This is a genomic window from Lentzea sp. NPDC051213 (assembly GCF_044455585.1).
GTDB lineage: Bacteria > Actinomycetota > Actinomycetes > Mycobacteriales > Pseudonocardiaceae > Lentzea.
Map to the genome: position 1 here is coordinate 625,353 of NZ_JBITEX010000006.1, position 16,643 is coordinate 641,995.

The following is a 16,643-nucleotide window of genomic DNA, read 5'->3' on the forward strand; positions in this document are numbered from 1 at the left end:
TCACGCGGGCGGTGTCGGCGCCGCAGATCGGCGCGGTGGACCGGGACTCCTTGTTCCGGCTCGACTGGGTCCCGGTGTCGCTGCCGAACGCCGGTGCGGCTGCCGTGGTGGTGGAGGAGTTCGTCGGTGACGGCGATATCGTCCAGCAGACGCACGCTCTCGCTGCCCGCGCGCTCGAGTTGGTGCAGCGGTGGATCGCGGAGGAGCGGGCGGAACGGCTCGTGTTCGTGACGCGCCGGGACGACCTGGCGGCGAGCGCCGTGCACGGTCTGGTCCGGGCGGCGCAGAACGAGCACCCCGGCCGGTTCACGCTCATCAACTCCGATGCCGAGGTGTCCGAGCAGGTTCTCGCGATCGACGAGCCGGAGCTGCGGGTGCGCGGTGGCCAGGTGTTCGCGGCACGGCTCGCGCGCGCCGAGGCGGCGGAGCCCGGCGAGTTCACCGGGCCGGTGCTGATCACCGGCGGTACCGGCGGGCTGGGGCGCGTGGTCGCGAAGCACCTCGTCGAACGGTACGGCGTCGGGGAACTGGTACTGGTCAGCCGCACCGGCAAGGCAGATGTGTCCGATTTGGACGCCAAGGTCACCGTGGTCGCGTGCGATGTCAGTGACCGCAAGGCGCTGCAGAAGGTGCTGAAGAAGTACAAGATCCGTTCGGTCGTGCACACCGCGGGTGTGCTGGACGACGGCGTGGTCGAGTCGCTCACGCCGGAGCGTCTGGCGACTGTCCTGAAGCCCAAGGTCGACGCCGCGTGGCACCTGCACGAGCTCACCAAGAACCTCGACAGGTTCGTCATCTTCTCCAGCGCCGCCGGCACGTTCGGCGCCGCCGGACAGGCCAACTACGCGGCGGGCAACGCCTTCCTCGACGCGCTTGCCGAACATCGCCGCGCACAAGGACTTCCCGCCATCTCACTGGCGTGGGGTGCCTGGAACCAGACCGGCATGCTGTCGGAGGCCGACGCCGAACGCATGGCCCGCGGCGGCACGCCGCCGCTCACGGTCGAGCAGGGGCTGGCGCTGTTCGACGCGGCGATCGCCGGTGAGGACGCGGTGCTGCTGCCGTTGCGGCTTGACCTCGCGACGTTGCGCAACCACGGCGAGATCCGCCCGTTGCTGCGCGGCCTGATCCGCACGCGGGCCAAGCGCACCGCGGCCCAGGCCGACTCCGGACTGGTGCAGCGACTCACCGCGATGGCGCCGGAAGCGCGCCTGACGGCGTTGCTCGACCTGGTCCGCACCGAGGTCGCGGCCGTGCTCGGCCACGACGGTGTCGCCGCGGTCGACCCGGCGAAGGCGTTCCAGGACCTCGGGTTCGACTCGCTGACCGCGGTCGACCTGCGCAACCGCCTGACCGGCGTCACCGGCCTGCGCCTGCCGAGCACGCTGATCTTCGACTACCCGACGGCGGCGGTGCTCGCGGGCTTCCTGCGGGACGAGCTGTTCGGGGCCGCCGAGACGCTGACGGCGTTGCCCGCGCTGACGTCCACTTCGGACGATCCGATCGTGATCGTCGGCATGGCGTGCCGCTATCCCGGCGGTGTCGCCACGCCGGAACAGCTGTGGGAGCTGGTGGTCGACGGCCGTGACGCCATCACGGAGTTCCCCGGCAACCGCGGCTGGGACCTCGACTCGCTCTACCACCCCGACCCCGACCACGTTGGCACCTCGTACACGAAGTCCGGTGGTTTCATCCACGACGCCGACCTGTTCGACCCGGAGTTCTTCGGCATGTCGCCGCGCGAGGCCGTGTCGACCGACGCCCAGCAGCGCCTGCTGCTCGAGGCGTCGTGGGAGGCGCTGGAACGCGCGGGCATCGACCCCGTCGCGTTGAAGGGCAGCCCGACCGGCGTGTTCGCCGGCGTCATGTACAACGACTACTCGCTGCTGCTCGAAGGCGACTCCGAGGGCTACCAGACGACCGGTGGCTCACCCTCGGTTGTGTCCGGCCGTGTGTCCTACACGTTCGGTTTCGAGGGACCGGCGGTCACTCTCGACACAGCGTGCTCGTCGTCGTTGGTCGCCATGCACTGGGCGATGCAGGCCCTCCGCGCCGGTGAATGCTCGCTCGCCCTCGCCGGCGGTGTGACCGTCCTGGCCTCGCCGGGTGCGTTCATCGGCTTCTCCCGGCAGCGCGGACTCTCGCCGGACGGCCGCTGCAAGGCGTTCTCCGACAGCGCTGACGGCGTCGGCTGGTCCGAGGGTGTCGGTGTGGTCGTGCTGGAGCGTCTGTCTGACGCGCGGCGCAACGGACACCAGGTCTTGGCTGTCGTGCGTGGCTCCGCGGTCAACCAGGACGGCGCCTCCAACGGCCTGACCGCGCCGAACGGACCGTCGCAGCAGCGCGTCATCCGGCAGGCGCTCGCGTCGGCCGGCTTGTCCACCGCGGACGTCGACGTCGTCGAGGCGCACGGCACCGGCACGACGCTGGGCGACCCGATCGAGGCCCAGGCGCTGCTCGCGACCTACGGCCAGGACCGCGCCGAGCCGCTGCTCCTCGGCTCGATCAAGTCCAACATCGGCCACACGCAGGCCGCGGCCGGCGTCGCGGGCGTGATCAAGATGGTGCAGGCGCTCAGCCACGGCGTCGTGCCGCAGACGCTGCACGTCGACCAGCCTTCGTCCCACGTGGACTGGGAGGCGGGCGCGGTGCAGCTGCTCACCGGCAACGCCGCGTGGCCGTCCGTCGAACGCGCACGCCGCGCCGCCGTCTCCTCGTTCGGCGTCTCGGGCACGAACGCGCACGTCATCCTGGAAGCCGCCCCGGCGGCGCCTGTTGCGGCCGGCCCGGAATTGTCAGACCCCTCTGAGACGATTGGAGTGGGGACTTCGCGTCCCCCCTTGGGGGCCCCGCTGGTTGTTTCGGCGAAGTCCTCCGCTTCGCTGCGCGCTCAGGTAGAGCAGATCGCGGCGCTGGACGCGGACTCGGTCGACGTCGGGTTCTCGCTGGCGACGACTCGCGCACTGTTCGACCACCGGGCGGTGGTGTGGAACGGCGTCGAGCTCGCCAGTGGTGTGGTGCGGAACCGGCCGCTCGCGTTCGTGTTCTCAGGGCAGGGGTCGCAGCGGCTCGGCATGGCGCGTGAGCTGTACGAGGCGTTCCCTGTGTTCGCAGAGGCGCTCGATGCTGCGCTGGTCAACCTCGACCCGGCGTTGCGAGACGTCATGTGGGGCGAGGACCAGGAACTCCTCAACCAGACCGGGTATGCGCAACCCGCGATCTTCGCGGTCGAGGTCGCGCTGTACCGGCTGCTGGAGTCGTTCGGGGTGAGGCCGGCGCAGCTTGCCGGGCACTCGATTGGCGAGATCGCGGCGGCGCATGTCGCCGGGGTGTTGAGCCTTGAGGACGCGTGCCTGGTGGTCACCGCGCGTGCCGCGCTCATGCAGGCGCTGCCGGCCGGCGGGGCCATGGTGTCCGTCATCGCCTCCGAAGAAGAAGTGCGTCAGCACCTCACCGAGGGCGTGTCCATTGCCGTCGTCAACGGGCCGCGGTCCGTGGTGATCGCTGGTGTTGAGGACGAGGTGCTGGCTCTTGCCGAGCGGTGGAAGGGCAAGCGGCTGAAGGTCAGCCATGCGTTCCACTCGCCGTTGATGGAGCCGATGCTCGAGGACTTCCGTGAGGCGATCAGCGGGCTCACGTTCCACGAGCCGGTCATTCCGATCAGTGCGTCTGGCGATGTCACGTCGGTCGACTACTGGGTCGATCACGTGCGTGACACCGTGCGCTTTTACGACAACGTCACTCGGTTGGGTGACGTCACTCTGCTGGAGCTCGGGCCTGATGCGCAGTTGACGGCGATGGTTGACGGGTTGATTCCGACGTTGACGCGAGTCAAGTCTGATGTTGAATCAATGTTGACTGCACTCAGTCAAGTACACATTGACGGAATCAATGTTGATTGGACGCGGTTCTACGGCGGCGGCAAGCGGATCGAGCTGCCCACCTACCCGTTCAACCGGCAGCGGTACTGGCCGGCGAGCGCCGGGAGGGCGTCGGACGCGTCCGGGCTCGGCCTGGTCGACATCGCGCACCCGTTGCTCGGCGCGGCGGTGGAGCTGGCCGAGGGCGAAGGTGTCGTGTTCACCAGCCGGGTGTCGCTGAGCACGCACCCGTGGCTCGCGGACCACGTGATCATGGGCCGCAACCTGGTGCCCGCCGCGGTGCTGATCGAGCTCGCGATGCGGGCCGCCGACGAGGTCGGGCTCGACCGGGTCGACGACCTCACGCTCGCCGCGCCGCTCGTGCTGCCCGAGCGCGGGGCCGTGCAGGTGCATCTCAAGGTCGGTGGCGACAACAACGGGCGACGGCAGTACTCGATCTACTCGCGGCCCGAGGACGCGCCGGACTCGCCGTGGACGCAGCACGCGTCCGGTTTCCTGGCCAGCGGCGTGACCAGCAGTGGGTTTGAGACCGCGGTCTGGCCGCCTGCCGGCGCTGTCGAGATGGACCACGAGGGCTGCTACGAGCGGTTCGCGGACGTTGGGTTCGCCTACGGGCCCGCGTTCCAGAACCTGAAGGCCGCCTGGCGCGTCGGCGACGAGATCTACGCCGAGCTCGCGCTGCCCGAGAGCGTCGATGGCGCGGCGTACGGGTTGCACCCGGCGTTGCTCGACTCGGCGCTGCACGCGGCGTTGCTCGACGAGACGCTCGACGCCGGTCTGCCGTTCTCGTGGGAAGGCGTGTCACTTCACGCCACCGGCGCGAGCGAACTGCGCGTCAAGCTGACCCGCGACGAAGGCGGGATGCGCCGGACGATCGCGCTCGCCGACGTCACGGGAGCGCCGGTCGCCACGGTCGAGGCCGTGGTCGTGCGGGCGGTGAACGTCGAGCAGCTCGGCGATGCCAAGCAGAGCGAGCTGTTCGGGCTCGAGTGGGTGCCCGTCACGCAGGAGGACGTCGCGGCCCCCGAGTCGGTCGCGGTGATCGGGCCGGACGTGCTCGACCTCGGATTCCCGATGGCCGCCACGATCGCGGACAGTGACGCCGGACTGGTGCTGGTCCCGATCGTCGGGACCCAGGACGTGCTCGGCAGCACGCACGGCAACACCGCTCGCGTGCTGCAACTGGTGCAAGAGTGGATCAGCAGTGGCAAGGACGGCAGGCTCACGTTCGTCACGCGTGGCGCGACCACGGGTGAGGACATGGGCGCGGCGGCGGTCTGGGGTCTGGTGCGGTCGGCGCAGTCCGAGCACCCCGGCCGGTTCGGGCTGATCGACCTGTGCGGCAACAACCTCTCCACCGCGATGGTCTCGGTGGCGTTCGGTGTCGACGAGCCGCAACTGGTCGTCCGCGACGGTCAGGTGCTCGCGGCCCGGCTGGCCCGCGTCACGAACGAACCGGCGGAAATCCGCTGGGAGGGCAAGGTTCTCGTCACCGGCGGCACCGGTGGGCTGGGCGCGGTCATTGCGAAGCACCTCGTCGAGGCGCACGGTGTGCGGGAACTGCTGCTGGTCAGCCGCCGCGGCCAGGCGGACACGGCGGAGCTGGAAGCGTTGGGAGCGCAGGTCACTGTCGCGGCGTGCGACGTCACCGACCGGAACTCTGTCGCGGAACTTGTTGCGCGGCATGAGATCCGCGGCGTCGTGCATGCGGCAGGCGTGCTGGACGACGGCGTGATCGAGTCGATGACGCCCGAACGGCTCGCGAACGTGCTGAAGCCCAAGGCGGATGCCGCGTGGCACCTGCACGAGCTGACGAGCGACTTGACGGCGTTCGTCGTCTTCTCGTCGGCAGTCGGTGTGTTCGGCAACGCCGGTCAGGCGAACTACGCCGCCGGCAACGCGTTCCTCGACGCGCTTTCCGCGCACCGCCAGGCTCAAGGGCTGCCCGCCACGTCGATGGCGTGGGGTGTCTGGTCCGAGGTCAGCGGTATGACCGGGGAGCTGACCGAGGCCGAGGCCGCGCGGATGACCGCCGCCGGCATGCCGCCGATCACGCTGCGGCAGGGCCTGGAACTGTTCGACACGGCCGTGGCGAGCGGGGCGGCGCTGACCGTTCCGGTGCGGCTCGACCTCGCGACGCTGCGGGCACGTGGTGCGGTGGCGCCACTGCTGCAGGGGCTGATCCGGGTCAAGGCGCGGCGCACGGCCGCTGGTTCCGCGACCGCCTCCGGGCTCGTGCGGAAGCTCGGCTCGATGGACGTCGCCGACCGGCACGCGGCACTCGTGGATCTGGTGCGCACGCAGGTCTCCTCGGTGCTCGGTCACGCGTCGATCGACGCCGTGGACGCGACGCGGGCGTTCCAGGACCTCGGGTTCGACTCGCTGACCGCGGTGGAGCTGCGCAACCAGCTGACCGAGGCGACCGGGCTGCGGCTGCCGGCGACGCTGGTGTTCGACTATCCGACCGCGATCGCACTGGCCGACCACCTGCACGCCGAACTGTTCGGCGCGACGGCCGAGATCTCGGACCTGCCCGCGCTGGTGTCCACTTCGGACGATCCCATCGTCATCGTCGGCATGGCCTGCCGCTTCCCCGGAGGCGTCACGTCGCCGGAAACGCTGTGGGACCTCGTGGCCTCGGGCACGGACGCGATCACGCCGTTCCCGGCGAACCGCGGCTGGGACCTCGACTCGCTGTTCCACCCGGACCCCGACCACCTGGGCACGTCCTACGCCCGCGCCGGTGGCTTCCTGCACGACGCGGACCAGTTCGACCCGGCGTTCTTCGGGATGTCGCCGCGTGAGGCGCTCGGTACCGACGGCCAGCAGCGCATCCTGCTGGAGACCACGTGGGAGGCGCTGGAACGGGCCGGAATTGACCCGACATCGTTGCGCGGCAGCCGGACCGGTGTGTTCGCCGGCGTCATGTACTCGGACTACGCGCAGATCCTCGAGGCCGACTCCGAAGGTCACCAGGGCGCCGGCACGTCACCTTCGGTCGTGTCCGGTCGCGTCTCCTACACCTTCGGGTTCGAGGGACCGTCGGTGTCGATCGACACCGCGTGCTCGTCGTCCCTGGTCGCCATGCACCTCGCGGCGCAGGCGCTGCGGGCCGGTGAGTGCACGTTGGCGCTGGCCGGTGGTGTGACGGTCATGTCGACGCCGGGCGCGTTCGTCGGGTTCTCCCGGCAGCGCGGTCTGTCGGAGGACGGGCGCTGCAAGGCCTTCTCCGATTCCGCGGACGGTGTGGGCTGGTCCGAGGGCGTTGGTCTGGTGGTGTTGGAGCGTCAGTCCGATGCTGTTCGTCATGGCCACACGGTGTTGGCGGTCGTGCGCGGTTCGGCGATCAACCAGGACGGTGCTTCTAACGGGCTGACCGCGCCCAACGGGCCGTCGCAGCAGCGGGTCATCCGGCAGGCGCTGGCTTCGGCCGGACTGTCCACTCAGGACGTCGACACGGTCGAGGCGCACGGCACCGGTACCACGCTGGGCGACCCGATCGAGGCGCAGGCGCTGCTCGCCACCTACGGACAGGATCGGGTGACCCCGCTGCTGCTCGGTGGCATCAAGTCGAACATCGGGCACACGCAGGCCGCGGCCGGTGTCGCCGGTGTGATCAAGATGGTGCAGGCCATGCGGAACGGCATCGTGCCACCGACCCTGCACGTGACCGAGCCGTCCTCGCACGTCGACTGGTCCGAGGGCGCCGTCGAGCTGGTCACCGAGGCCACCGCGTGGCCGTCGGTCTCGCGGCCGCGCCGTGCGGGTGTCTCGTCGTTCGGCCTGTCCGGCACTAACGCCCACGTGATCCTGGAAGCCGCAAGCCCGTCTTCTGTTTCTGTGGACAACTCGGCGCCTGTGGACAACCCGGCGGTTGTCGATCTTGCGGACGCGGAATCGTCGGCCTCTCGTGGGACGCTTGGAGTGGGGACCTCGGTCTCCCCCCGGGGCCCCCAGGCGGGATCGATTCCGTTCGTGGTGTCGGCTCGGACGGCGGAGGCGCTGCCGGGGCAGGTCGAGCGGGCCAAGGCTGTGGAGGGGGCGCCGGAGGACGTCGCCTACTCGTTGCTGGTGACGCGGGCGCGGTTTGACCATCGGGCTGTGGTCCTTGGGGACGAGGTGCTGGCGCAGGGGACGGCGCAGTCGCAGCGGTCGCTCGCGGTGCTGTTCTCCGGGCAGGGGTCGCAGCGGATCGGTATGGGGCGTGAGCTTTACGAGGCGTTCCCGGTGTTCGCCGAGGCGTTGGACGCGGTGCTGATGTACCTCGATCCGACCGTCCGCGAGGTGATGTGGGGCGACGACCAGGAGGCGCTCAACCAGACCGGGTACACGCAGCCGGCGTTGTTCGCGGTCGAGACCGCGCTCTACCGGCTGCTCGAGTCGTGGGGTGTGAAGCCGGATCAGCTGGCCGGGCACTCGATCGGTGAGATCGCGGCGGCGCACGTCGCCGGGGTGCTGAGCCTTGAAGACGCGTGTCTGCTGGTCACCGCACGGTCGGCGCTCATGCAGGCGTTGCCTGAGGGCGGCGCGATGGTCGCGGTCCAGGCGTCCGAGGAAGAGGTGGTGCCACACCTCACCTCGAACGTCTCGATCGCGGCTGTCAACGGGCCCAGGTCCGTGGTCATCGCGGGCGACGAGGCGGAGGTCCTCCAGATCGCCGAGCGGTGGAAGAGCAAGCGGCTCAAGGTGTCGCACGCGTTCCACTCGCCGTTGATGGAACCGATGCTCGACGACTTCCGCGAGTCGCTCGCGGAGATCACGCTGCACCAGCCGCGCATTCCGGTGGTCGCCAGCGGCGATGTCACGACCGTCGAGTACTGGGTGAACCACGTCCGGGACGCGGTGCGGTTCAGCGACAACGTCCAGCAGCTGCGCGACAACGGGGCGACGACGTTCATCGAGGTCGGGCCGGACGGAGTGCTGTCGGCGCTCGTCGAGGACGCGATTCCGTTGCTGCGCAAGGACAAGGACGAGCGCACGGCGGCGTTGACCGCGCTGGCTCGCCTGCACGTCGACGGGGTGAAGGTCGACTGGAGCGGGTTCTGCGCGGGTGGCAAGAAGATCGACCTGCCCACCTACGCGTTCGACCACCAGCGGTACTGGCCGGCGGTGCGGATCGGCGGGGACGACGCGTCCGGCCTCGGCATGGTCGCGGTCGGGCACCCGTTGCTCATCGCGTCGGCGGAACTCGCTGACGGGGAAGGGTTCCTGTTCACCAGCAGGCTCGCGCTGCGCACCCACCCGTGGATCCGCAACCACACGATCATGGGCCGGGTGATGGTGCCGGGAGCGGCGCTCGTCGAGCTCGCGATGCGGGCCGGGGACGAGGTCGGGCTGGACCGGCTGGAGGAGCTGACGCTGTCCGCGCCGGTGATCCTGCCCGATCACGGCGGCCTCGCGTTGCAGATGAAGGTGTCCGCCGGGGATGAGCGCAGGACGTTCACGATCCACGCGCGGCCGGACGAGGTCGTCGACGCGCAGTGGACGCAGGTCGTGTCCGGTGTGCTGGGCAAGGGCGAGCAGCGAGTCGAGTTCGACGCGACCGTGTGGCCGCCCAAGGCCGAGGCTGTTGACGTCGAGGGCTGCTACGAGAAGTTCGCCGAGGCCGGGTTCGCTTACGGCGGCATGTTCCAGGGACTCCGGGCGGCGTGGCGCGATGGCGACACGACTTACGCCGAGGTCGCGCTGCCGGACGACATCAACGTCAAGCCGTTCGGGCTGCACCCGGCGTTGCTCGACGCCGCGCTGCACGCCTCGTTGCTCGACGAGAGCGGGGCGGCCGGGTTGCCGTTCGCGTGGGAGAACGTGTCGCTGCACGCGACCGGCGCGACGGCGTTGCGGGTCAAGATGACGCGCGACGACAACGGACTGAAGATCGCGCTCGCGGACCCCGCCGGCAACCCGGTGGCGTCGGTCGAGTCGCTGGTGATGCGGGCGGTCGCGGCGGAGCAGCCGGCTGAGCTGGACGCGCTGTTCTCGGTGCAGTGGACGCCGATCGCGGTGCCGCCGGCCGAGGCGGGCAAGACGGTCAGCGTGCTCGGGCCGGACGTCCTGGGGCTGTCCGTCGGACGGGTCGAGGGACTCCTTTCGCTGGCCGACACGGATGTCGTGCTCGTGCCGGTCGCGGGGGAGCAGAACGCGGAGTCGGTTCGGACCACCACGCACCGGGCGCTGGAGCTGGTTCAGGAGTGGATCAGGGACGACCGCGACGGGCGGCTCGTGTTCGTCACGCGCGGTGCGGTCGAGGGTGATGACCTGGCCGGTGCGGCGGTCTGGGGTCTGCTGCGGACCGCGCAGACCGAGCACCCTGACCGGTTCGGGCTGATCGACCTGGACGCCGAGGAGTCGTCGCTCGCGACGCTGCTCGGGGTGCTGGACCTCGACGAACCGCAGTTCGTGATCCGCGACGGCGAGGCTCGCGCGGCCCGTCTCGGCCGGGTTTCCGGTGGCACTGAGACAGGGTGGGAGAGCCCGGTGCTGGTCACCGGCGGTACCGGTGGGCTGGGCAGGATCGTGGCGCGGCATCTGGTCGAGACGCACGGCGTGACCGAGCTGGTGCTGGCCAGCCGCAGCGGTCAGGGTGACGTGAGTGAGCTGGAGGCGTTGGGCGCCAAGGTTTCCGTGGTGGCCTGTGATGTCGCCGACCGGACCGCGCTGTGGGAGTTGTTGAAGCAGCACAAGGTTCGTGGTGTCGTGCACGCGGCCGGTGTGCTGGACGACGGCGTGATCGAGTCGCTGACGCCGGAACGGGTCGACGGCGTGCTGCGCGCCAAGGTCGACGCGGCGCTGAACCTGCACGACCTCGCCACCGAGGCCACGCGGTTCGTGGTGTTCTCGTCGGCGGCCGGTGTGTTCGGCAACGCCGGGCAGGGCAACTACGCCGCCGGCAACGCGTTCCTCGACGCGCTGGCCGCGCACCGGCAGCTCAACGGGCAGCCCGGCGTGTCGCTCGCCTGGGGTGCTTGGGACACGGGCATGTTGTCCGCCGAGGACGCGGAACGCATGCAGCGCTCGGGCATGCCGGCGATCTCCGCCGAGCTGGGCCTGCGGCTGTTCGACGCGGCGGTCGCCGGGGCCGAGGCCGCGGTGGTGCCGGTCCGGCTCGACCTGGGTGCGCTGAAGCAGAACGGTGACGTGAAACCGTTGCTGCGCGGACTCATCCGGGTCAAGGCGCGGCGGAAGGTCGCCGGATCGGAAACGGCGTCCGGGCTGGTGCAGCGACTGTCCGTTTTGGACGAAGCCGGTCGGTTGAACGCGCTGGTGGATCTGGTTCGCGGGGAGGTCGCGGCCGTGCTCGGCTACGACACGATCGCGGCGGTCGACCCGGCACGGGCGTTCCAGGAACTCGGGTTCGACTCGCTCACCGCGGTCGAGCTGCGCAACCGGCTCACGGCGGTCACCGGGCTCAAGCTGCCCGCGACCGTGGTGTTCGACTACCCGTCGTCGGCTCAGCTGGCTTCTTACCTGAAGGACGAACTGCTCGGGTCGGTCGCGGCTCTGGAGTCGTTGCCTGCTCTCGTGTCCACTACGGACGATCCGATCGTCATCGTGGGCATGGCCTGCCGTTACCCCGGCGGGGTCTCCTCGCCGGAGGACCTGTGGGAGCTGGTCGTGGACGGGGTCGACGCGATCACGCCGTTCCCGGCGAACCGCGGCTGGGACCTGGACACGCTGTTCCACCCGGACCCCGACCACCCCGGCACGTCCTACGTCCGGGCCGGTGGCTTCCTGCACGACGCGGACCTGTTCGATCCCGAGTTCTTCGGGATGTCGCCGCGTGAGTCCGTCGCGACGGACTCGCAGCAGCGGCTCATGCTCGAGACCGCGTGGGAGGCGCTGGAACGGTCCGGGATCGCGCCCGCCTCGCTGCGGGGCAGCTCGACCGGTGTGTTCGCCGGTGTCATGTACAACGACTACACGCAGCTCATCGGCGGTGCGGACACCGAGGGCTTCGGCTCGACCGGTGCGTCGCCTTCGGTGATCTCCGGCCGCGTGTCCTACGCGCTCGGGCTGGAAGGGCCGTCGGTGTCGATCGACACCGCGTGCTCGTCGTCGTTGGTGGCGTTGCACTGGGCCATGCAGGCTCTTCGGGCCGGTGAATGCTCACTGGCGCTCGCCGGTGGTGTGACCGTGATGTCGACGCCGGGCTCGTTCGTCGGGTTCTCCCGTCAGCGGGGTCTGTCGGAGGACGGGCGCTGCAAGGCGTTCTCCGACACGGCCGATGGTGTCGGTTGGTCCGAGGGTGTTGGTCTGCTCGTGCTGGAGCGTCAGTCCGATGCTGTTCGTCATGGCCACACGGTGTTGGCGGTCGTGCGTGGCTCGGCGATCAACCAGGACGGTGCCTCCAACGGCCTGACTGCACCTAACGGGCCGTCGCAGCAGAGGGTCATCCGACAGGCGTTGGCGTCTGCCGGGTTGGCCGCTGCTGATGTCGACGCTGTCGAGGCGCACGGCACCGGTACTTCTTTGGGTGACCCCATCGAGGCTCAGGCGCTGATGGCCACCTACGGGCAGGATCGGGAAACGCCGCTGCTGCTGGGTGGAATCAAGTCCAACATCGGACACACGCAGGCTGCCGCCGGTGTCGCGGGCATCATCAAGATGGTGCAGGCGATGCGGCACGGTGTGTTGCCGCGGACGTTGCACGCTTCGACGCCTTCTTCGCACGTCGACTGGACCGAGGGTGCGGTCGAGCTGGTGCAGGACAACACGGTGTGGCCCGCAGTGTCTCGGCCGCGGCGGGCGGCGGTGTCGTCGTTCGGCATCTCCGGCACGAACGCGCACGTGATCCTCGAGGCTCCGGAAGTGTCAGACCTCCCTGAGATGATTGGGATGGGGGGTGGATCCCCCCAGGGGGCCAGCCAATCGGGATCGATTCCGCCGAGTGGAGCAGTGCCGCAGTCGAGCGGAGCGGTGCCGCAGTCGAGTGGAGTGGCGCCGCAGTCGAGCGGAGCGGTGCCGGAGTCAAGTGGAGCGGCGCCGCAGTCGAGTCGAGCCGTCCCGCTGGTGGTGTCGGCCCGCTCCGAAGCCGCCCTGGACGGCCAGATCGACCGGATCAGCCAGACCAGCGGCAAGCCAGAGGACATCGCGCACTCGCTGCTGACCAGCAGGACGCTGTTCGACCACCGAGCTGTCGTGCTCAACGGCGACGTCGTGGCCCGAGGCAGCGTGCAGAGGCGCCCGGTCGCGTTCCTGTTCAGCGGCCAGGGATCGCAACGCCCAGGCATGGGCCGCGAACTGTACGAGGCCTACCCGGTATTCGCCGAGGCGCTGGACAACGCGTTGCAGCACCTCGACCCGGCACTCCGCGAGGTCATGTGGGGCGAGGACCAGGACGCGTTGAACCAGACCGGGCTCGCGCAGCCCGCCCTCTTCGCCATCGAAACCGCGCTGTACCGCCTGATCGAGTCGTTCGGCGTCAAGCCGGACCACGTCGCCGGGCACTCGATCGGTGAGGTCGCGGCGGCGCACGTCGCGGGCGTCCTCACCCTCGAAGACGCGTGCCGGCTCATCACGGCGCGGGCGGCTCTCATGCAGAACCTCCCGGCGGGTGGCGCGATGTTGTCGGTCATCGCCTCGGAGGAGGAGGTCACGCCTTACCTCACCGGGAACGTGTCGATCGCGGCGATCAACGGGCCGCGCACGGTCGTCCTCGCCGGCGAGGAGGACGAGGTTCTCAAGATCGCCAAGCAGTGGAAGTACAAGCAGCTCAAGGTGAGTCACGCGTTCCACTCGCCGTTGATGGAGCCGATGCTGCAGGACTTCCGGGAAGCGATCGAGGACATCACCTTCAGCGAGCCGGCCACGGGTTTCCAGACCACCGGAGACCCGACGACGATCGACTACTGGGTCGACCACATCCGGGACGCGGTGCGGTTCCACGACAACGTCACCGCGCTCGGCGACTGCACGTTCCTGGAGATCGGGCCCGACGCGGCGCTGACGCCGTTGGTCGACGGGGCCATCCCGACCCTCCACAGGAAGAAGAACGAGGTCACGGCGTTCCTGACCGCCCTCGGAAACGCCCATGTCAGCGGGATCAACGTCGACTGGACGCCGCTCCTCAAGGGCGCCAAGAAGATCGACCTGCCGACGTACGCGTTCCGGCGGCAGTCGTTCTGGCCCAAGGTCGTCGAGGGTGCGAGTGACGTCAAGGCCGCCGGGCTCGGCAGCGTCGGGCACCCGTTGCTCGGCGCGGCGGTGCAGCTCGCCGGGCAGGACGGGCACCTGTTCACCAGCCGGATCTCGCTCAGGACGCACGCCTGGCTCGCGGACCACGTGATCATGGGCCGGGCACTGGTGCCGGGCGCGGCGCTGGTGGAGGTCGCGCTCAAGGCGGCGGAGGAACTCGGGCTCGACACGCTCGAGGAGCTCACGATCGCCGCGCCGCTCATGCTGCCCGAGCAGGGTGGCGTGCAGCTGCAGATCGCGATCGGCCAGGAGGACGACGGGCGGCGCGGCGTCACGATCTACAGCCGGCCGGAGGACACCGACCTGCCGTGGACCGAGAACGCGAGCGGAACCCTTGGCAGCAACGACACCCAGGCCGAACGGCTCGACACGTGGCCTCCGACCACGGACGAGATCGACCTCGACGGGATCTACGACAAGTTCGCCGAGATCGGGTTCGCCTACGGGGAAACCTTCCAGGGCCTCAAAAAGGCCTGGCGGCACGAGGGCGCGGTGTACGCGGAGGTCGCGCTGCCGGACGGCGTGGAACCCGGCGCGTTCGGCATCCACCCGGCACTGCTCGACGCCACGCTGCACACGGCACTGCTGGCCGAAGGTGATCAGGGAGCCGGGCTGCCGTTCAGCTGGGAGGGCGTGACGATCCACGCCACCGGCGCGGCGAGCACCAGGGTCAAGATGACCCGCGACGAGAGCGGGGCGATGCGCATCGTCGTCGCCGACCCGCAGGGCAACCCGGTCGCCGCGGTCGAGTCGCTGGTGGTCCGGGCGGTCAACGCCGGGCAGCTCAGCGAGAACACCACCCGCGACGCCCTGTTCACGCTCAACTGGACGCCGATCACCGCCACGGACCCGATCGACGCCACGGTGGCGATCGCGGGCGAGGACCACTTCGGCCTGGTCGACCACTTCGTCGCCGGACGCGTCTACGACACCATCGAGACCGCCGACGCCGAGGTCGTCCTCACCGAGATCCTCGCGTACTCGGACGACGTCGTGGACTCCACGCACGCCGCCGTGTCCGACGCGCTGATCAACGTCCAGGAGTGGATCACCAGTCTCCGCCGGGGACGGCTCTGGTTCGTCACGAAGAACGCCATCGCCACCAACAAGAGCGAAGCGCCGGACCCCGTGGCCGCGGCGATCTGGGGCCTCGTCAGGGTCGCCCAGTCCGAGCACCCCGGCAGCTTCGGGTTGCTCGACATCGACGACCAGCGCTCCAGCCTCGCGATCCTGCGGCAGGCGGTGAACGCCGACGAGCCCCAGATCGTCATCAGGGACGGCGAGGTCCTCGGCGGCCGCCTGACGAGGGCGGAACGTGAGGACGGCGCGGTCGAGTGGGGCAAGGTCCTGATCACCGGCGGTACCGGCGGTCTCGGCCTGATCATCGCGAAGCACCTCGTCGAGAACCACGGTGTTCAGGACCTGGTGCTGGCCAGCCGCAGCGGCCAGGCCGACGTCGGCGATCTGCAGGCCAACGTCACGGTGGCCGCGTGCGATGTCAGTGATCGCAACGAGGTCAGCGAACTCCTCCAGAACCACAACCCGACGACGATCATCCACGCGGCCGGTGTCCTGGACGACGCCACGATCGAGGCCCTGACGCTGGACCGGATCGACCCGGTGCTGCAGCCGAAGGTCGACGCCGCCTGGTACCTGCACGAACTGGCACCGGAAGCGGAGCTGATCCTCTTCAGCAGCGTCGCCGGCACGTTCGGCAACGCGGGCCAGGCCAACTACGCGGCGGGCAACGCGTTCCTCGACGCCCTCGCCGCACATCGCAAGGCCCACGGCCAGAAGGCGATCTCGATGGCCTGGGGCGCCTGGGACACCGGCATGCTCAGCGCGCAGGACGCGGAACGGATGGCCCGCTCCGGCATGCCCGCCATCACGCAGGAACTCGGCATCACCCTGTTCGACGAGGCGATCAGCACCGGCGAGGCGGCGACCATCCCGGTCAAGCTCGACTTCGCGGTGCTGCGCAACCAGCACGAGATCGCGCCACTGCTGCGCGGCCTGGTGCGCACCAAGTCGAAGAAGGCCGTGGCAGGACAGGAAACGGCGGACTCGCTCGTCAACCGCCTCATCGGACTCACCGAGCAGGGCAGGACCGACGCACTGCTCGACCTGGTGCGCGGCCAGGTGTCCGAGGTCCTCGGCCACGGCGAGGGCGAGGTGATCGAGGAAGACCGCCAGTTCCAGGACCTCGGGTTCGACTCGCTCACCGCGGTCGAGCTGCGCAACCGGCTCGGCGGCGCCACGGGGCTGCGGCTCCCGGCGACGCTGGTGTTCGACTACCCGACACCGAACGACCTGGTGGCGCACCTCAAGACCGAACTGCTCGCCGACGCGCCGCAGGCCGGTCTGCCCAGCGTGCTCGCCGACCTCGACGCGTTCGAGAAGGCGCTTACGGCGGCGAGCGTGGACGACGCGCTGCACCAGCAGATCGCCGGCCGTCTCGACGTTCTGCGCACCAGGTGGGCGACGCACAACAGCACAGGTACCAAGGACTTCGAGTCGGCTTCGGACGACGAGATGTTCGCGATGCTCGACGAAGAACTCGGTCTCTAGGCA

At 69.8% G+C, this 16,643-nt stretch carries 1 protein-coding gene (only partly in view); it reads left to right on the forward strand.

The annotated features are described in order from the left end of the window. A protein-coding gene (locus ACIA8G_RS28270) for an SDR family NAD(P)-dependent oxidoreductase (protein WP_396421698.1) crosses the window boundary here: on the forward strand, positions 1-16,640 show its 3' portion. It extends 13,162 nt beyond the left edge of the window; only the last 16,640 of its 29,802 coding nucleotides appear in the window; its start codon lies off the left edge, out of view; it ends in the stop codon at positions 16,638-16,640. Positions 16,641-16,643 lie beyond the last annotated feature (3 nt).